This window comes from Haloterrigena salina JCM 13891 (genome assembly GCF_000337495.1).
Taxonomy (GTDB): domain Archaea; phylum Halobacteriota; class Halobacteria; order Halobacteriales; family Natrialbaceae; genus Haloterrigena; species Haloterrigena salina.
The window spans coordinates 49,763-68,275 of record NZ_AOIS01000048.1 but is presented as its reverse complement, the minus strand read 5'-3'; the positions used below and the strand labels follow the sequence as shown (position 1 = coordinate 68,275).

15 protein-coding genes are annotated in these 18,513 nt (G+C 63.7%); 10 read left to right on the top strand and 5 right to left on the bottom strand.

What is annotated here, in order from left to right; translation table 11 throughout:
• The first annotated feature begins 338 nt into the window (after nt 1-338).
• The 4 genes from C477_RS14790 (at nt 339) to C477_RS14775 (ending at nt 5,297) form a co-directional block, all read left to right on the top strand.
• Nucleotides 339-1,226, top strand: a complete 888-nt coding sequence (locus tag C477_RS14790) for a DUF7344 domain-containing protein (RefSeq protein WP_008895316.1) — start codon at nt 339-341, stop codon at nt 1,224-1,226.
• Between the two features lie 198 nt (nt 1,227-1,424).
• Nucleotides 1,425-2,255 carry an MBL fold metallo-hydrolase gene (locus C477_RS14785; protein WP_008895315.1) on the top strand — a complete coding sequence of 277 codons (831 nt, stop codon included), beginning with the start codon at nt 1,425-1,427 and terminating at the stop codon, nt 2,253-2,255.
• An 84-nt stretch (nt 2,256-2,339) separates the two neighbouring features.
• Nucleotides 2,340-4,298 (top strand): midas domain-containing protein, encoded by a 1,959-nt coding sequence (locus tag C477_RS14780; RefSeq protein ID WP_008895314.1) that lies wholly within the window; start codon nt 2,340-2,342, stop codon nt 4,296-4,298.
• A gap of 63 nt (nt 4,299-4,361) precedes the next feature.
• On the top strand, nt 4,362-5,297 hold the full coding sequence (locus C477_RS14775) for a hypothetical protein (protein WP_008895313.1): 936 nt from the start codon (nt 4,362-4,364) through the stop codon (nt 5,295-5,297).
• Nucleotides 5,298-5,562: 265 nt separating this feature from the next.
• Here the strand turns inward: C477_RS14775 and C477_RS14770 are convergent, their stop codons facing one another.
• From C477_RS14770 to C477_RS14755, 3 genes are all read right to left on the bottom strand, one after another.
• A complete protein-coding gene (locus C477_RS14770; RefSeq protein WP_008895312.1) occupies nt 5,563-6,600 on the bottom strand; it encodes a tyrosine-type recombinase/integrase in 1,038 nt (345 codons plus the stop codon).
• Nucleotides 6,593-6,982, bottom strand: coding sequence for a DUF5805 domain-containing protein (locus tag C477_RS14765; protein WP_008895311.1), 390 nt, complete (start codon nt 6,980-6,982; stop codon nt 6,593-6,595). The genes C477_RS14770 and C477_RS14765 overlap by 8 nt, the downstream gene beginning before the upstream one ends.
• Nucleotides 6,983-9,379: 2,397 nt before the next feature.
• Nucleotides 9,380-9,613: an HVO_2901 family zinc finger protein gene (locus C477_RS14755; protein WP_008895309.1), complete on the bottom strand. Its 234-nt coding sequence runs from the start codon at nt 9,611-9,613 to the stop codon at nt 9,380-9,382.
• A 299-nt stretch (nt 9,614-9,912) separates the two neighbouring features.
• Here C477_RS14755 and C477_RS14750 point away from each other — a divergent pair, with 299 nt between their 5' ends.
• Nucleotides 9,913-10,989, top strand: coding sequence for a hemolysin family protein (locus tag C477_RS14750; RefSeq protein ID WP_008895308.1), 1,077 nt, complete (start codon nt 9,913-9,915; stop codon nt 10,987-10,989).
• Nucleotides 10,990-11,077: 88 nt separating this feature from the next.
• Nucleotides 11,078-11,509: a universal stress protein gene (locus tag C477_RS14745; RefSeq protein ID WP_008895307.1), complete on the top strand. Its 432-nt coding sequence runs from the start codon at nt 11,078-11,080 to the stop codon at nt 11,507-11,509.
• Between the two features lie 48 nt (nt 11,510-11,557).
• Here C477_RS14745 and C477_RS14740 read toward each other — a convergent pair whose 3' ends face one another.
• A complete protein-coding gene (locus tag C477_RS14740; protein ID WP_008895306.1) occupies nt 11,558-12,967 on the bottom strand; it encodes a class II fumarate hydratase in 1,410 nt (469 codons plus the stop codon).
• 210 nt (nt 12,968-13,177) lie between these two features.
• On the opposite strand from C477_RS14740, the gene C477_RS14735 reads away from it, so the two are divergent.
• From C477_RS14735 to C477_RS14720, 4 genes are all read left to right on the top strand, one after another.
• A complete protein-coding gene (locus tag C477_RS14735) occupies nt 13,178-14,446 on the top strand; it encodes an ABC transporter substrate-binding protein (protein WP_008895305.1) in 1,269 nt (422 codons plus the stop codon).
• Between the two features lie 104 nt (nt 14,447-14,550).
• Nucleotides 14,551-15,471 carry a carbohydrate ABC transporter permease gene (locus C477_RS14730; RefSeq protein WP_008895304.1) on the top strand — a complete coding sequence of 307 codons (921 nt, stop codon included), beginning with the start codon at nt 14,551-14,553 and terminating at the stop codon, nt 15,469-15,471.
• Nucleotides 15,468-16,391 (top strand): carbohydrate ABC transporter permease, encoded by a 924-nt coding sequence (locus C477_RS14725; RefSeq protein WP_008895303.1) that lies wholly within the window; start codon nt 15,468-15,470, stop codon nt 16,389-16,391. Before C477_RS14730 ends, C477_RS14725 begins: the two co-directional genes overlap by 4 nt.
• Before the next feature lie 40 nt (nt 16,392-16,431).
• Nucleotides 16,432-17,604, top strand: a complete 1,173-nt coding sequence (locus tag C477_RS14720; RefSeq protein WP_008895302.1) for an ABC transporter ATP-binding protein — start codon at nt 16,432-16,434, stop codon at nt 17,602-17,604.
• A gap of 84 nt (nt 17,605-17,688) precedes the next feature.
• On the opposite strand, the gene C477_RS14715 is transcribed toward C477_RS14720, so the two are convergent.
• Nucleotides 17,689-18,396, bottom strand: a complete 708-nt coding sequence (locus tag C477_RS14715; RefSeq protein ID WP_008895301.1) for a DUF4013 domain-containing protein — start codon at nt 18,394-18,396, stop codon at nt 17,689-17,691.
• Between the last annotated feature and the right edge of the window lie 117 nt (nt 18,397-18,513).

Genomic DNA, 18,513 nt, shown 5'->3' with positions numbered 1-18,513 from the left:
TAACACAGACCAGTAGTTGATGAGTAATCCTGGTGTCAGCGGCCGATCGATGTCTCGAGACGAGGTTTTCGACGCGCTTGCGGACGGAACCCGTCGCGAAGCCCTTCGGATCGTCCGCGAGCGATCGCCGGACGGAATCGCGAAAACGGATCTTGCCTACGAGCTCGCGGCGGTAACCGACGATAAACCGCTCGCGGAAGTCTCCGAGGACGACCNGCGCGCGCCTCGACTGTACCCACCGCGTCCTGCCCGCCCTGCTCGAGGCCGGCGTCCTCGTCGAGACGGACGACGACCGACTCGTCGCGGCCGACCACCCGCTGTTCGACGACGCCGAACTCGTGGCCCTCCTCGGGCGCGAAAGGACCGATTACGAGACCGACCTCGACGGGCTGTTCGCCGCGCTCGCCGATGCGCGACGACGGACGATCCTCACCGTGCTGGCCAACCAGTACCACCCGATCACGGCCGAGACGCTCGCTCGGGACGTCGCGGCCCGCGAGGACGGGACGGCCGAGCGCGAGGTGTCCCAAGAGCGCGTTGACGAGGTTCGACTCTCGCTGCGCCACGTCCACCTCCCGCTGCTGAACGACGCCGGACTGATCGGCTACGACGGCGAGAGCGAGACCGTCTCCTACGAGGGCCACCCGGACCTCCGCATCGAGTGGCTCGAGACCCAAGACGACGGCGCCGGCGAGACTGCGGACGACCGCGACACCGAGGACGACCGATCGACGACCGACGAGGGCGTTCGCACGCTCGAGGGTCGCGATCAGATCATCGCGACCGGCCAGTCGCTGTGCGAGCGGGCCGACGACGAACTGTTCATGATGTTCACGACGACGGGGCTGCTCGAAGAGGGCTGCATCCGTCGGGTCGAGGACGCGATCGACCGGGGCGTCGACGTCTACGTCGGCTCGCAAGACCCGCGCGTGCGCGAACTCGTTCGCGAACGGGCGCCGGAGGCGACCCTCTGGGAACCCCAACTCGACTGGCTCGACCTGCCGGCGAACGGCGAATCGGTCGGTCGGCTCGTGTTCGCCGATCGCGAGGCGGTGATGCTCGGAACCTTCGGAACGCCGGCCGGCGGCGACGAGTACGACGAGACGGCGATCCTCGGCGAGGGACCGGGGAACGGGCTCGTCGTGCTCATGCGACAGCTGCTGGGCTCGCGACTCGACGGCCGGAACGCGACCGACGAGGCCGACGCGTTCGAAATTCCGCTGTAGCGAATCTGCTCCATCGACGGCACCCTCGAGGCGGTCGACAACGCCGCACAGCGACCTGAAGGCCCGCATCGATCGTCCCGCCTCGATCGCGACACCATCGATTACTCTTCGTCCGGCTTCCGCTCCCCGTTAGACTCGAGTCCGCTCGCGTCCATCGAGACAATAACACTTACCCAGTCGGTCCTCCCACCCTGGCACATGGTCCAAAGCGATTGGGGAGACTGGCTCGTCCGCGACATCGAAGACGCCTCGCCCGATAGCGTCGGGATCTGGTATCTCGGCTGCAACGGCTTCGTCCTCAAGGGACGCGAGGGGACGACGATCTACATCGATCCGTATCTCGGGCTGGGCACGCCGCCGCGGACGATCCGGATGATTCCCGTTCCGTTCGATCCCGAAGACGTCACCGAGGGCGACGCCGTGCTCGCGACCCACGAGCACTCCGATCACGTCCACGGCGAGAGCCAGGCGCCGATCCTCGAGTCGACTGACTCGCCGTTCTACGCGCCCGACGACAGCCTCGCGGTGACTCGCGAGGAGAACTGGACCGACGAGTGGGAGCTCGACGACGACCAGTTCGTCGACGTGAGCGAGGGCGACACGATCGAGATCGGCGAGTTCACGATCCACGTCGAGGCGGCCCACGACCCCGACTCGACCCAGCCGGTCAGCTACGTCTTCGAGCACGAGGCCGGAACGATCTTCCACGGCGGTGATACGAAGCCGAGCGACGAGTTCGAGCGACTCGGCGAGGAGTACGACATCGACCTCGGGATCCTCGCGTTCGGCACCGTCGGAATGATCCCCGACAAGGAGACCGGCGAGCCCGAGCGGACGCGCTGGTACAACGACGAGAACCAGATCGTCGAGGCCGCCGAGGCGCTCGAACTCGAGCGACTGCTGCCGAGTCACTGGGACATGTGGAAGCGACTCACCTCCGACCCGAAGGTCCTCCATCACCACGCCAAGAGTTTCGACTACCCGCGGGAACTGGAGATCGTCGAGATCGGCGATCGGATCGATCTCTAGACCGTCGTCGCCGGCCGCGGAGTTCATGAACAGATCTGATACTGTCCGTATCATTTATAGTAATGCTGTGGTAACGTTGGCCTCATGAGTAGCACCGCCGACACGGACGACGAAGTCGAAGTCAGCGCCGACGGGTTGTCCGTTCGGAAGACGTTTGCGGCGGACGAGTTTCCCGTCCCCGCCATCCGGTTCGAGATCGAATCGGAGCGCGAGGATCAGGTCGAGTTTCGTCTCTCCGAGGAGATCCCGGAATCGTTCCCGATGGACAAGGTCGGGTTCCACCCCGAGTATCACAGCGACGACTGGACCGCGTTCCAGGACAACCACGTCGAGTTCACCGGCAGTCTCGACGCGAACGAACAGCTCGTAACGGTCTACGGCATCCGAATCGAAGACGAGAGCGAGGCCGCCGAGTTCCTGACGAAGCCGGAACTCGTCGAGGTCAGCTCCGACGCCGAGAGCGACTCCGAGGCCGAGGAAGTCGACGACGACGTCATCGGCAACATCGTCTCCGAAGACCGGAACCAACCCGTCAAGGACATGATCGCCGGCGACTCGGAGTCGGTACCCGGCCTCGAGACGGACGACGACGCCGCGGACGTTGAGACCGACGATACCGAGGCCGACGCCGCCGAGGCCGAGGAAGACGGTGCTGACGGCCTCGAGGACGAGACCCCCGAAGACGACTCCGTCGACGAGTCGTCCGGCCTCGATCTGAACCTCGACGACGTCGATCCCGAACCCGACGACTCGGTCGTCGACGAGGACGACGCCGAGGACGCGCCGGATATCGACCTCGGCTTCGAGGAAGAGGAGATTCCCGGCGAAGAGACGGCCGTGGATGCCGCCGACGACGAGGGCGACGAGGATGCGGGCGTCGAAATCGACCTCGGAGCCGACGAGGCCGACGAGGAGCCTGCGGCGGACGAAGACGACGGCGACGCCGACGAACCCGAGATCGAACTCGATCTCGAGGCCGCCGCGGCCGGCGCCGATGAGGCAGATAACGACGACGGTGCGCCGGAGATCGACCTCGGGGCCGACGAGGCCGACGAGGAGCCTGCGGCGGACGAAGACGACGGCGACGCCGAGACGGATGACGGCGCTCCCGAGTCTGCCGTGACCGACACGGACGCCGACGCTCCCGAGCCGAACGTAACCGACGACGAAGGCGACGAAACGGACGTCCAGACTACTGACGAGGCTGACGACGAGGACGCACTCGAGGCGGAGTCTGGCGAAACCGACGACGCGGCGACCCCGCTCGAGGACGTCGAGGCGGAGTCTGGCGAAACCGACGACGCGGCGACCCCGCTCGAGGACGTCGAGGCGGAAGCGAGCGAATCCGACACCGAGCCGGCCCCCGCACCGACGTCGACAGCGGACGCCGACGCGGAACCCGGGTCCGTCGCATCCGTCGAGGGATCGATCGGCGCCCGCCTCGCAACCGAGATTCGCGAGGACGAACTCGAGGACGACGATCTGGCGGCCCTTCGCTCCGCGCTCGACCTCGAGCCGTCGGGGCCGGAAATCGCGAAGGTCGACCACCTCCAGTCGCGCGTTGAGGAGGTTCTCGCCTACGCCGACGCCCTGGAATCGTTCCTCGAGGAGAACGGCACCGGCGAGCAGCTCATCGAGGAGCTCCAGTCGGATCTCGCGGCGCTCGAAGACGAGTTCGACGCGATGGGAACTCGAGTCGAGGACAACGAGGGACGGCTCGACGACGTCGAGACCGATCTCGACGCGGTCTCCGAGGACGTTACGACTGTCGAGACGGATGTCGAAGACGTCGCGGACGACGTTGCGGCCGTCGAAGGAGACGTCGACGAGCTCTCGACCGACGTGAGCGACCTCGAGGGGGACGTCGAAACGGTCGAAGCGGACGTCGAGGACGTTTCGGACGATCTCGACGAGGTCGCCGACGACATCGACGATCTCGAGGGCGAGGTCGACGACCTCGAAGCCGACATCGAGGACGTCCGCGCCGAGGTCACGGACATTCAGGACTGGCGCGACCAGCTCGGCTCGATGTTCTCCGAGTAACCCGCGTTCGCCGTTCTGCTGGAAACGCAACTCGTTTATCCGTCGGCGGTCGAGAACGGAGCGATGGGCGAGACGATCCCGATCGCAGTGCCACGGAAAGGACGACCCCTCGAGTCGGTGCTGGACCGACTCGCGCGTCGACTCGACGTCCCGGAGCTCGCGGACGACATCACGTCGACGCTCCGCCACGAGAAGGCGGTCACGAAGGGAACGGTCGATTCTGAACCCGGCGCCGAAGAACACGTCTACCATCGTCTCGCCGACTACAGCGCCGTCGACGATCCCACCGAACCGGAGTACACCCTGTTGCGCGACGACCGCGCCGGGAAACCCCGCCGGATCGTCTTCGACAGCGTCACGATCCCGCTCGAGGGCGTCGACGGCGTCCCCGACGACGCGGCCATCCAGTTGATCGGCCGCGAGGAACCGTTTCGAGCGCTGCGGACCCACGAGTTCGCGCTCGGGTTCGACAGCGCCGATCTCATTCTCGAGGAGGTCGTCGAACTCCGACCGGAGCCGCTGGATCGGATCGCCGATATCAACGCCCGGATCGATCCCGCGGACACGGACGTCCGCGTGGTCACCGGCCTCGGCGACACCGTCTACCACACGCTGATGGCCACGCCCGACGTCGCCCCGTCGGGCGACTCGCTCGACCGGTCGTTCCTCGAGTCCTACGAGGGGCCGCTGTGTATCGAACCGCGGTACGAGCGACTCGTCCAAGCCGTCCTCGGCACCCGTACCCTCGACGACGTCGGTTTCGAGTATCCCGCGGAGGGCCGCGAGGAGGAAGCCGCGATCGCCGACACCGGACTCGGGGTCTACCTGACCGTGACGGGGTCGACGGCTCGGGAGCACGGACTCCTACTGGGCGAACAGCTGTTCCCCAGCGAGACCGTCCTGCTCGAGACGAAACCGGAGGTGACCGACACCGCGGCGGCCGTTCGAGCGCTGTTGAACGGAGCCGACCTGAAGACGGAACTCGCGGTCGAGACCTGACTCGACGGCTGCTTCTCGAGGCGGACGGCCGCGTATTGCTGTCTGGCGTTCGATTTTCCGAATAGTGGGGATCGAAGGTTCGGTTTCGATAGCGCCGATTAGATATAGCGACATACAGTTTAGCAGATCGGTCTCAGACAATACTGATGCCTACTATAGTAGTAAATATCAACCAGCATCTCGAGCAGTATGACGAGATTTGCCGGTAGCAGCCGTCAGCGGGTCATCGACACGATAGCTAGTCATCGCTGTGAGACGAGCGGTTTCAGGGCGTCACGGAGTAGATGTGCTCGAGGTAGGTCTCCCGGACGCGATCGCCCCAGTTGTGGGTGTAGGTGTCGATCACGTCGCTGGCGACGTCGCCCCGGAGGTACTGGACGATCCCGCGGTCGCCCGTCCGATCGCGGAGGTGGGTCGTGAAGAAGTGTCGGAAGTAGTGGGGCGTCACGTTCTCCGCGGCGCCGCCGCCGGTGCGGTACCAGCCGCGGTCCCTCGCATAGCCTTCGACCACGTGGTGGACGATATCCGGCGTGAGTCGCTCTCCCCAGCTGTCGGCGGTGCCGACGAACAGTGGTCCCGTCGCAGGCGCTGACGGAGCGCTCGCGGGCGTCTCCGGACGCACGGCGAGCCACCGGATCAACACCTCCTTCAATTCCTCGTCGATCGGGACGACGGTTTCGCGTTTCCGTTTGTTCGATGCCGTCCGGCGTTCGCCGCCGGATTCGCGTCCGTAGGTGTGTTCGGTCGCGATAAACAGCGAATCCGGGCGGCCAGCGATATGGGCCCGCGGCTGCCAGGTCTGGGCCTCGTGGTCGATGTGGAGGTCGATCAGGTCCAGGTTGCAGAGCTCTCCGGCCCTGATCCCGGTCTTCAGCAGCGTCGTCACGATCGCCCGATGCAGTGGATGGCGAATCTCTCCGACGAACGACCGCATCTCGGGCAGTGTCACGTCGCGTCGGGTCGGGTTCGACTCGATCGACTCGTTCATCTCCTCTAAGACGACGGTCATCGGGTTCTCGTCGGTGTGTCCGACCCGCTCGAGGTAGCTGTAGAACCGGTTGAGATACGAGGCGTACGTCGCGACGGTGCTTTCGGAGTGCGTGGCCCGGAGTTCGTGAACCCAGGCCATGCAGTCCCGGTAGCTCGCCTCCGGCGGCGTCTTCTCGAATCGATCGGCGAGGAACTCCTCGTAGTCCGAGAGGACCCGTTCGTAGGCCGCTGCGGTCCGTTCGTTTCGACCGTGGTGCTCGATGTCCTGCAGGAAGTATTCGACCGTGTTCGGTTCCTGACGGCCCTCACTCATCGTCGGTCACCACGTAGCCGCCGTTGCGGCCGCTGTAGCGAATCCGGTTTTCGTCCTGCAACCGCTGGAGTTCCGCGTCGAGGTCGGCCTCGACGTCGTCGACTAAGGCGTCGACGAGTTCGTCCCAGTCGAGGACGCCGCGGCGCTGGAGCACCTCGAGAATTCGATCCGCGAAGTCGTCGCCACCGGCGGCGCCGGCGTCGGAGCCACCCTGCTCGGTCGTTCCGTCGGTCGGTATCTCGTAAGACGTGCGTCCCGCCTGTACCATCGTTCGGACGAACTCGCTTTGACTCATCTCGAGTTCCTCGGCCTGGGCTTCCCAGAGCTCTTTCTGGTACCGCGGCACGTAGGTCTTGACGGCGACTCGTTCGTCGTCGGCCATACGGGGTGGCTCTCAGCGGAACCACATCAATCTATCCCACATTCACAAATAAGGGCATTTATTTGTACTCGAGGGACTTCGATACCGGCCGTTCAATAGTATTATTTGTACAAGTAGGCCTTCAAAATCACCTGTTGTAGTCCCACTAACGAGAATAAAGAAATAGTCCGAATGGGGTGCCGAGGAGCAGAGAGAAAGAAAAGATAGAAGAGTAACACGAACGGGCGGCTCGTATAGAGGGGTTCGACGAACTGGTCCGAATCAGAGTTCGTTCGGTTCTGGATCTGGACTAGAACCGGCAAAATTTGAATGGCATTCTCTCGGGTCAGACCCTTGGGGTTACGGATCGAAAACACGGTTCCAGAACGTATTTCTTCTGCTAAATAATAATTGGATTTTTAATACGATAGTGGAGCGTGAGTGAGTAACGCGATATGTCATCATCGGATGAATGGCTACCGGTTGGTGACGGCCACCAACTACCGTCGATCCCTGGTCGGACTCGACTCGAGGCATCGGTCGGACCGAGCGAGGAGACTCGATCGGGTTCCCTTGTCACGGCGACCCGTTCCCCCGTGAACGGGGATCCGGAACGGTGACCGAGAGAAAACGAACGGAAACTCGTACGGGGTAGGGCTACTCGAGTCCGAGAGACGGTGCTCAATTTCACTCGAGGCCACCCGTTCCGAAACAACCGAACGAGGTCGTAGGTCGTTCTCGGTCGCGACCGGCCTCCGTAATTTGAGGAGGGGCTCGCGTCGAACGGCAGATGGTGGAGTCCCCAACTGTGCAACATCCGCGTACCGAATAGTCCCGCCTACGCCTCCTGTGGAACGTGGGTCCTGGGTGGCACCCAGAAGTCGGTATTCGGCCGCCGCCGCTGTCGCATCCGACGTGAGAATCGGATTTGAAGTTGCCCTAGTGTCTCGAGAAAACGGACTCAGCGGCAGCTCAGGACGAATGCACGGATGGGTGGGCCGAGAACCGTCGTCAGGGTGAACGACGTGAGCAGAACGAACCTGAGACGGTGGGTCCGCTTTACTGGGTACGAGACCGTTCCGAACCGCGTGACGATTGCTCGTAGATCCAACCGAACCCACCGGCCCGCGGGCGGGTCGTATCGGTCGATCGGTGAATGGAGGTTGCTGCTACTTCCCGCACCAACAGGTCGCCGGATCGACCTAGACTGTTCGGGAGGGGTAGCGTGGCCCCCGCTCAGACCGCCATGAAACGGGGATCCACTGTCGAGCCTGCCCCGCTTGTCCGCTCACGAGCGCGATACGCTCGTTCGCCTGCTCTCGAGGTCGTCGTTGCCGGACTCTTCAAGCATCTGGAAGCACGGCCGTCGATTCCGTTCTGGTTGCGTTCGGAAATCGCGATGCGACCTTGAGCCTAGCGGGATCGAAGAACTGGGATAGCAGCGAGTTATCTGCAGCCCGTATTCTTCCGGCCGCCAGACGCCGTCCGGCGGCTAGAATTTCCGCACCCAGCTATTTGTGTCGTCGTCAGCGTGATGTCCGTGGCCGCAGTGCACGCACTCGAGTCTCATACTGCGGCTATCGGACAGCGTAAACCCGCGGTGTGAACCGCTGCACGCGTTCTCGAGGTTAGACTGCTCGACTGCGATACCGGGTCCGGCTGCCCGTGCTCAACTATCTCGAACCCAGCAGTCGACCGCCCACTCGTCCCACGTGACGTCAATGCGTTCACGAACAGCAACCGGCCCGTCGAGCGGGGAACCGTGCTCGCGACACTCGAGGAGCGACTGCGATCGACGAACTGAATTCTCCGACGACAACAGTAGACTTCGAGTCCGCACGCGAATGGACGGACAACGATTCGCAGTCGGTCTCGAGTCGGTCGAGCGATCGCGATCGAATGGTGACGCTGAAGCAGTTGTGGGATTCGATGAACGGATGGTTGCAGTATGTTATCTCACCCCACAGTATGGTCGAGGGGCGACGAATAAATTCTATATCGCTATACTGAATGTCCGAGAGACGCCTCCCGAACACGGACGGCGAGACAACCCGTCTCGAGGGTAGCAACGGCTACAGCCGGTTTCGAACGTCCTCGTTGATTCGATGGAACCGGTGAGATCGCACCAACCGGATACGGGAGTTCTCTGCTCGAATCGAACATCGAACTCCGGAACGCGCTCGACATCCAGTCGACGAAGTAACTCGAGGGTAGCTCAGTCGATTACCAGGCCGTGTCGAGGAGCGGCCCCGATCCCCAGGCCGTACCACCGGTATGACGAAATCGATGCGCAAAATCGAGGGGCCGCGAGCCGACCGTCGCACGAACACACGTGACACCCCGGTCGCACACACGGAACACGAGTCGCAGCCGGTATCCAGTCGGAAAACGAGAGTGAACCGAGTTCGCCGCCCGGTCTCAGTGCGTCGTCGTTCGAACGTCTTCGACGCGATACAGGTCGGACGTGAGCCCCTCTCCGTCACAGTCCTCGTTCGGGCACTCGTAGTGCCATCCGTCCTGCGTGGCGTCGCCCTCCCGGAATCGTTCGCCGCATACCTGACAGAGGAGTTGTCCCTTTCGACACGTATCGCGGTGGAGTTCGAGGGCGAGCTCGGTTTGGAACGACTGGTTGCAGTTGCGACAAGTGTGCATATTTCGTCAGACGCGAGCATTCGCCAAAACTGCTTGGGTTTTTTATTCCGCCAGATAACGGCCTGATACGGCTTCGATACCCCGATTTGCCGGCGAATGATCGGGAAAAAAGACAGACCGAACGGGGTGATTACTCGGTCTCGAGTATTCCGTCGGTTGGTAAATCGACCGAACAGTGTTCCCTTTGAACGCGGCCACTGAAATGGTGTCACATCACTGGTAGTACGATCGGTAGTTCTGATTTCGCTCGGCCATAATTTCCCCGAGCGATTTGTGTGCGGAGAGTCAAAGACGAAGTAATGAATTCGCTCGTCATCGGTGGGCGACTGTTCGCAGGTGTCTTGCTCATTCTGGCGAACGCCTTCTTCGTCGCCATCGAGTTCGCGCTGACCCGTGCGCGACAGTTCACGGAGGAGGAATTCGTCGGCGGCAACCCCAAACTGGAGCGGGCGTGGGCGATGACCGACGACCTCGAGCTCTACTTGACGACGTGTCAGGTGGGTATCACGGCCTCGAGCATCGCCGTCGGGATCGTCGCCGAACCCGCGCTGGCGGCCATCTTCGAACCGTTGTTCGAGAACACGGTACTGGCCTCGGTCGGGAGCGGGGCGATCATCGCCTTTCTGATCATCAACCTCGTCCACCTGACTCACGGCGAACAGACGCCGACGTATCTGGGCGTCGAACGCTCGCGGATGGTCTGTCGGTACGGTGCCACACCGCTGTACTGGTTCCACTGGCTGATTTCTCCGGTCATCACGCTCGGCGACGGCATCGCGAAACTGACGCTGAAACTCTTCGGGATCGAGATGACCGGCGCGTGGCTCGAGACCGAAGAGGACGTCATCGAGTCCCGGGCAGATCTCCGGAACCGGCTCGGTTCGGTCCTCCAAGAGGGCGATCTCTCCGAGGAACGCCGCGAGGAGGTGATGAACGCGTTTCAGATCGGCGAACAGTCCATCAGCGAACTGATGGTGCCGCCCGAGGAAATCGTCGCACTGTCGACCGAAGACGATACCGCGGAGAACTTCCGGAAGATGGAGGAGCGACCGCAGACGCGGTATCCGCTGGTCGGCGATGAACTGACTGACTTCCGCGGGATCGTCTACACACCGATTTTCCTCAGACACCGCGAGGAGTTGGCCGAGGGCGATATCGACTTCACCGAGCTAGCGGCGCCACCGATGACGCTCTCACCCGACGCGGACGTCAGCGACGCGGTCGACCAGTTCCAGGCCGAGAATCAGGAACTCGCGCTGGTGATCGAAGACGGTGAGGTCGTCGGACTGGTGACCGTGACCGACCTGCTCGAGGCGGTGATGGGTGATATCGAGGACCCGATCGACGAGGCAGAGCTCGAGCCGGTCGATCGCTGATCGTCCGTCGATCCCGTTCCGGATCGCAGCTTTCTGCCACGCGACTGCGCGCGTTCGCTTTTTCCTCGCGGCCGTGAACGCGACAGCCATGTACGGCGCTATTCTGGTTCCGACCGACGGGAGCGACTCGAGCACGGCGGCGGTCGAGCAGGCCGTCGCGATCGCCGAGGGTGACGCGGCGACGGTTCACTTCCTCCACGTCATCGACGTGAGCACGGAAATGTCCGCGGGTGCATCCGGAAGCATCGCTCCCCAGCTCACCGAGACGCTCGAGGACGAGGCTGAATCGGCGCTCGACGAGGCCACGAGCCGGGCCGAACGGGCGGGAGTGAGTCACGAGCGCGTCACACGGGAGGGCGATCCCCACGAGGTGATCGCGGAGTACACCGCTGAAAACGGGATCGATATCGTAGTTATGGGCGCAAGCGGCCAGTCGGGTGTGAAAGAACGCCTCCTCGGAAGTACGACCGATCGCGTCGTTCGATCCGTCGATACGTCGGTACTGATCGCTCGCCCCTGAACCGTCCGAATTCGAGTCGATTCGATCGAAAGAGCGTACCGGATCGCCTCAGTCGTCCTGCCCGAGGATGCCGCGCTCGGTCATCTTCCGGGGATCGAGCACCTCGTCGGCCTCCTCCTCGTCTAAGTAGCCCTTCTCGAGGACGACCTCGCGGACGGTCTTGTCCTCCTTGAGCGCAGTCTTGGCGACCTCGCTGGCCTTGTCGTAGCCGATGTGGACGTTCAGCGAGGTGGCCATCGCCATCGACTGCTCGACGCGGTCCTCGCAGTATTCCTCGTTGGCCTCGAGCTCCGCGACGAAGCGCTCGGCGAAGACCTGGCTGGCGTTCGAGATGAGTTCGGCCGACTCGAGGAAGTTGTGGGCCAGCACGGGCTTGTAGAGGTTCAGATCGATCTGGCCCTCGGCGGCGCCGGCGGAGACGGCGGCGTCGTTGCCGACGACCTGCTTGTGGACCTGGTTGACGGCCTCGGCGACGACCGGGTTGATCTTGCCGGGCATGATCGAGGAGCCGGGCTGGTTCTCGGGCTGTTCGATCTCGCCGAGACCGTTCCGGGGACCGGAGGCGAGCAGCCGCAGGTCGTTGGCGATCTTGTTCAGCGAACCGGCGACGACGCGGAGCGCACCGTGGGCCTCGGACATCGCGTCGTGGGCGGCCTGGGCTTCGAAGTGGTTGTCGGCCTCGCGGAACTGGACGCCGGTCTCCTTGGTGATGTACTCGGCGGCGCGGCCGGGGAACTCCTCGTGGGTGTTCAGCCCGGTACCGGTCGCGGTGCCGCCCAGCGCGAGTTCCGCGAGGTGTTCGCGAACCTTGTCGACGCGCGAGAGTCCCTTCTCGACCTGCGTGCGGTAGCCCGAGAACTCCTGGCCGAGCGTGACTGGCGTCGCGTCCTGCAGGTGGGTCCGACCCGTTTTCACGACGTCGTCGAACTCTTCCTCTTTCGCCTCGAGGGCCTCCCGAAGGGTGTCGAGTGCCGGGATGACGTCCTTCTCGACGGCCTCGAGGGAGGCGACGTGCATCGCGGTCGGGATGACGTCGTTGGAGGACTGACCGTAGTTGACGTGGTCGTTGGGGTGGACGACGCGGTCGCCGATTTCGCTGCCCATGATCTCGGCGGCGCGGTTGGCGATGACCTCGTTGGCGTTCATGTTCGAGGAGGTTCCGGAGCCGGTCTGGAAGACGTCGACCGGGAACTGGTCGTCGTGCTCGCCGGCGATGACCTCGTCGGCCGCCTCGACGATCGCCTCGGCGACGTCGTCGTCGATCAGGTCCAGATCGCGGTTGGCCTGCGCGGCGGCCTTCTTGACGACGCCGAGCCCACGGATAAATCGACGGCTGAACGAGATTCCCGAGATCGGGAAGTTCTGGATGGCGCGTTGGGTCTGGGCGCCCCAGTAGGCGTCCGCGGGTACCTGCATCTCGCCGAGGCTGTCGCGTTCGACTCTGTAGTCGTCACTCATGTGCGGAGATTGACCGGCGGGTGCGTAAAATCCACCGGTATACGTCCGAGACGCGGTGCTGAATACCGGGGAATCGGATCGCCCCTCTCTGAGCGTGGTATCGCCAGCCCGCAGGGCATTCGTCAGCCGGTTTAGCAGATTCACTCAGAATGTAATTAATTATGGAAACTATTAAGGGGGGTATGGACTATTAATTATGTGTGATTCACTGTGGTCGACGGTAACAACCTATCACGTCGAACGATTCTCAAGGGTGCGGGTATAGCAGGAACGGCGAGTGTAACCGCCCTCGCGGGCTGTACCGGCGGTGGCGGCAGTACGCTCGAGGTCCTCCACGGATGGACCGGCGGCGACGGCGCTGATGCCGCGGACGCGCTCTTCTCGGCGTTCGAGGAAGAGCACTCGGACCTCGAGTACGACGAGAACCCGATCGGTGGCGGCGGCAACGAAAACCTCGACCAGACGGTCGCGAACCGCCTCCAAGGCGGCAATCCGCCGAGTTCGTTCGCCGGCTGGCCGGGTGCAAACTTGGAGCAGTACGAGGACGCCGTCGGCGACATCGAGTCGGAGGTCTGGGACGAGGCCGACCTGAAGGACGCCCACGTCGAGGAAGCGGTCGAACTCTGCCAGCACAACGGCGGCTTCTCGGCGGTCCCGCTCGGCTCCCACCGTCTGAACGACCTCTTTTACAACGTCAGTGTCCTCGAGAGCGCCGGCGTCGATCCGAGTTCGATCGATAGCGCCGACGCGCTGATCGACGCGCTTGACGCCGTCGAGTCGGAGACCGACGCGACGCCGTTCGCGTTCTCGCTCGCGCCGTGGTGTATCCTCCAGACGTGGGCCCAGACGATGCTCGGCGAACACGGCTACGAGGCCTACATGAACTTCATCGAAGGCAACGGCGACGAGAGCGCCGTCCGCGACACGTTCGAGAAGCTCGAGCAGATCCTCGGCTACATCAACGCCGACGCGGCCTCCGTCGACTTCACCGAGGTCAACCAGGACATCATGAGCGGCGACGCCGCGTTCATCCACCAGGGCAACTGGGCCGCCGGCGCGTACATCGCGGATGACAAGGATCTCACGTACGGCGAAGACTGGGACGCGATCCAGTACCCCGGAACGGAGGACTACTACACCCTCCACATCGACTCGTTCATCTACCCGAGCGACAACCCGACGCCGGACGACACCGCGACCTGGCTCCAGTTCGTCGGCTCCGAAGAAGCGCAGGTCGCGTTCAACCAGTACAAGGGATCGATCCCGACGCTGACGGACGTGTCTACCGACGAGTTCAACCCCTACCTCACGGACACGATCGACGACTTCGACAACGCCTCGGAAAAGCCGCCGACGCTCGCACACGGCCTCGCCGTGGACACGAGCACGCAGGCCGACCTCGAGGACGTGCTCAACAACAACTTCGCGGACCCCTACGACGTCGACGGTGCGACGAGCGGGTTCATGGACAACGTCTAACTCGTCCCACAAACATGAAACGTTTTTTAGCATTACTGCGTAGCGTCCGGCGTGTCCGAGGCAAGGACCCCGAAAGCGAACGGACGAGTCGTGAGCGACGCGTCATGACGGACGGCGGAACCACCGAGGAACGTTCCACGCTCCGACGCTGGCTCGACAGCGACATCGTGCAGTCGTCGCCGTTCTGGCTGCCGCCGTTCCTGCTGATGGGCTTTTTCGTCTACGCCGCGATCGGCTGGAACCTCCTGCTCTCGCTGACGGAGTACTCCGGATTCGGAGATCCGGACTACAGCAACCTCGGTCTGCACAACTACCGGGCGATGCTGGACGATCCGGGAATGTGGGCGGCGACGCGGAACACGTTCGTTCTGCTCGTCGGCTTCACGGTCGTCTGTCTGATCGTCGGCCTCCTCCTGGCGCTGCTGCTCGATCGGGAGATTCGGTTCAGCAGGTCGTTTCGGACGATCTACCTCCTGCCGTTCGCCCTCTCGTTCATCGTCACGGCCCAGTTCTGGCGGTGGATGTACAACGTGAACAACGGCATCGTCAACCAGTTCATCGGGCTCTTCGGCATCGGTCCCTACAACTGGCTGGGGAGTCCAAAACTCGTATTGGGGTCGGTGATCTTCGCGCTCGTCTGGCAGTTCAGCGGGTACACGATGATCATCTATCTCGCCGCGCTCCGGTCGATCCCGAACGACCAGTACGAGGCCGCACGAGTCGACGGTGCGAGCACGGTTCGAATGTACTGGCGCGTAATCGTTCCGCAGTTACGACCGGCGATGGTCAGCGCGACCGTCACGTTAGTGCTGTTCGCGTTGAAGGCGTTCGACTTCCTGTACGCGACCTTCGACGGCTACCGACCCCGCCGCGGGGCCGACATCCTGGCGACCAAGATGGTCCGTGAGTCGTTCGGCCGATCCGAGTGGGCCTACGGGTCGTCGATCGCACTCATGTTGTTCGTCCTGTCGCTGGGAGTCATCGCACCGTATCTGTACAACCAGTACAAGCGAGGGAACCTATGAGCGAACAAACAATTACCACTGAGGAGGCGGCGACGGAGCACGAGACCGGCGGGATTTCGATCGGCCGCGTCGGACTGTACGCCACGCTGGTCGGTCTCGTCGGGTTCTATCTGATCCCGATCGAGTCCGGACTCGTGACATCGATCAAAACGCCGACCGCACTTCAGGAGACATTCCCGTTCCTTCCACCCGCTGGAAGCGGGATTACGGTCGAGAAGTGGCAGATCGCGTTCGATTACCTCGCGCCCGGGATGGTCAACAGCATGCTGTTTACCATCCCGTCGACGATCCTGTGTGCGCTCCTCGGCAGCATGGCCGCCTACGGGCTGACGCTCGTCGATTGGCGCGGGCAGATCGCCGTGCTGGCGCTGTTCATCGCGGGCATCTTCGTCCCGTACCAGGCGGTGATCGTCCCGCTCTTCCAGTTCTGGAGTCAGTACATGCAACTGGGCACGCGGCTCTCGTTCCTGTGGGGTCTCCCGCTGCTCGAGCCGCATTACGCGACGATCCTCGAGTTGATCATCACGCACACGGCCTACGGGATTCCGATCGTGACGCTGCTGTTCCGCTCGCAGTACAAGACGATGTCCGAGGAGATGATCGAGGCCGCGCGACTCGACGGCGCGTCGGTCTGGCGGGTCTACCGACGGATCGTCCTGCCGCTGTCGATCCCGATGTTCGCGGTCGTGTTCATCTTCCAGTTCACCCAGATCTGGAACGAGTTCCTGTTCTCGCTGACGATCATCGGGAGCACCAACGATCCGGCCGCGTCCGCGACCCTCATCCTGTCCGGGCTCGGCCAGTCCCTCGAGGGAACGGATTACCCGCTCCGGATGGCGGGCGCGTTCATCACGGCGCTCCCGACGCTGCTCGTCTACGTGCTGTTCGCCGACAAGTTCGCGGAGGGAGTACAGACATGACCGACCGACAACTAACGATACGCAACCGGAGGCTCTGACGATGGCAGAAACCCAACTCGACGACGTACGAAAAGTATTCACGGAAGACGACGGCAACGAGATCGTCGCCGTCAACGACGTATCGATCGATATCGAGGACGGGGAGTTCCTCGTCCTCGTCGGCCCCTCGGGCTGTGGCAAGTCGACGACATTGCGGATGATCGCGGGACTCGAGTCGATCACGGACGGCGAGATTCGACTCGACGACCGAGTGATCAACGACTTGCCGGCGAAGGAGCGAAACATCGCGATGGTGTTCCAGTCCTACGCGCTGTACCCGCACATGACCGTACGGGAGAACATGGCGTTCGGACTCGAGGAGTCCACCGACCTCTCGGACGACGAGATCGCCACCCGAGTCGAAGAGACCGCCGAGATGATGGGGATCGATCCCCTGCTGGACCGGAAGCCGGAAGAGCTCTCCGGCGGCCAGCAACAGCGGGTCGCGCTCGGCCGCGCGATCGTCCGGGAGCCGGCCGTCTTCCTGATGGACGAACCCCTCTCGAACTTAGACGCCAAGCTCCGCGCGCAGATGCGGACCGAGCTCCAGCAGCTCCAGGAGCAACTCGAGACGACGACGGTCTACGTCACGCACGACCAGACGGAGGCGATGACGATGGGCGACCGGATCGCCATCCTCAACGACGGCGAACTGCAGCAGGTCGGCACGCCCCTCGAGTGCTACCACGAACCCGCGAACGCGTTCGTGGCGGACTTCATTGGCGAGCCGGCGATGAACTTCTTCGACGTCACGCGCCGCAACGCGGACGGCGACGGAGCCGTCCTCGTCGGTGAGACCCTCGAGTACGCCGTCTCGAACGACATTACGACGGCGATCGGCGATCGGAACGAGCTCGTCCTCGGCGTGCGGCCGGAGGATATCGACATCCAACACAGCGACGGCAACCCCCGGCGCGCGGACGGCCACACCGTCCCCGCGACGGTCACCGTCGTCGAACCGACCGGCGACGAGAACATCGTCTACCTCGATCTCGGCGAGGACGGAAGCGAGACGGCCATCGTGACGATCGACGGAATGAGCCGGATCGAGGCCGGCGACAGCGTGGTCGCGCACATCCCCGAGGACGCGATTCACGTCTTCGACGGGAAAACCAACGAGGCGCTGCACAACCGCCGCGTCGAGAGCAGCGAGCCTCGAGCGCCGAACATCTGATCGACGACGACCGACCCGCTGGTTCTCGAGACCGGCGATAGCAACTCCTTCTCTCGAGACGGCTCGACGTTCGATCGGCCGTTCCTATCTCGGCCCGCCGCCCGACGCTCGAGCGTAGCCGACGCCGACGGTGCGGGCGCCCGCGACGACGGCGTAGGCGGCGACCCCCGCGGCGAGCAACCCGAGTACGTCGCCGCGGCGGACAGCCGTCGCGGCTAGCCACGCCGCGAACACGACGAACGAAAACCCGACGGTCCACCGTAGGAAGTACGTCGGATCGGTCAACGCGGGCAGTACCGTCTCCGCCTCGGCGGCCGCTCGCAGTCGTCCGGTCGAGACGCTCGCGGCTACGGCGGCCGGGTACACGTACGCACACGCGGCGAAGAAGAAGATCGCGATCGTCGAAGAGACGAGCGAGAACAGTCCCAGCCCCGCGCCGTTCTCTTGTGCGAGCGCTGCCGGCGTCTCGATCAGCGACCGCGTCAGCAGGACAATCGCCGGGACGAGGACGACGACCGACAAGGCGAGCGCCTCGAGGCCGGGGCGGACGACCGCCCGAACGGACGGCAGCGGTCGTCGCTCGTCCGATCCGAGGATGACGGCCGCCGTTCCGAAGAGGACGACGGCGCCGACGAACGCGACGGCCGCGGGAACGAGCGCGACGATCGACGGCGCGACCGCGACCGCGTACCGCACCCCGACCGCGAGCGCGACGACGCTGACGCCGCACCTGAGCAGCGCCGCTCGTCCGAGGGCGTCGCTGACCGGGTACCGAAGCGCGTCGCTGATCATGACCGTCCCCGGTGACGGTTCCCGATTGATCGGTCGATGCCGGCTGAAGCCATACTCTGCGAGTCGAACGGTCGGGGCAAAAACGTCGTGGTCTCCCGTGGCACCGCAGTGCCGTCG

Bases quoted from the DNA above. Each gene is read 5' to 3' on its own strand.
- C477_RS14785 (WP_008895315.1), top strand. From the start codon at position 1,425: ATGGTCCAAAGCGATTGGGGAGACTGGCTCGTCCGCGACATCGAAGAC.
- C477_RS14780 (WP_008895314.1), top strand. From the start codon at position 2,340: ATGAGTAGCACCGCCGACACGGACGACGAAGTCGAAGTCAGCGCCGAC.
- C477_RS14775 (WP_008895313.1), top strand. From the start codon at position 4,362: ATGGGCGAGACGATCCCGATCGCAGTGCCACGGAAAGGACGACCCCTC.
- C477_RS14770 (WP_008895312.1), bottom strand. From the start codon at position 6,600: ATGAGTGAGGGCCGTCAGGAACCGAACACGGTCGAATACTTCCTGCAG.
- C477_RS14765 (WP_008895311.1), bottom strand. From the start codon at position 6,982: ATGGCCGACGACGAACGAGTCGCCGTCAAGACCTACGTGCCGCGGTAC.
- C477_RS14755 (WP_008895309.1), bottom strand. From the start codon at position 9,613: ATGCACACTTGTCGCAACTGCAACCAGTCGTTCCAAACCGAGCTCGCC.
- C477_RS14750 (WP_008895308.1), top strand. From the start codon at position 9,913: ATGAATTCGCTCGTCATCGGTGGGCGACTGTTCGCAGGTGTCTTGCTC.
- C477_RS14745 (WP_008895307.1), top strand. From the start codon at position 11,078: ATGTACGGCGCTATTCTGGTTCCGACCGACGGGAGCGACTCGAGCACG.
- C477_RS14740 (WP_008895306.1), bottom strand. From the start codon at position 12,967: ATGAGTGACGACTACAGAGTCGAACGCGACAGCCTCGGCGAGATGCAG.
- C477_RS14730 (WP_008895304.1), top strand. From the start codon at position 14,551: ATGACGGACGGCGGAACCACCGAGGAACGTTCCACGCTCCGACGCTGG.
- C477_RS14725 (WP_008895303.1), top strand. From the start codon at position 15,468: ATGAGCGAACAAACAATTACCACTGAGGAGGCGGCGACGGAGCACGAG.
- C477_RS14720 (WP_008895302.1), top strand. From the start codon at position 16,432: ATGGCAGAAACCCAACTCGACGACGTACGAAAAGTATTCACGGAAGAC.
- C477_RS14715 (WP_008895301.1), bottom strand. From the start codon at position 18,396: ATGATCAGCGACGCGCTTCGGTACCCGGTCAGCGACGCCCTCGGACGA.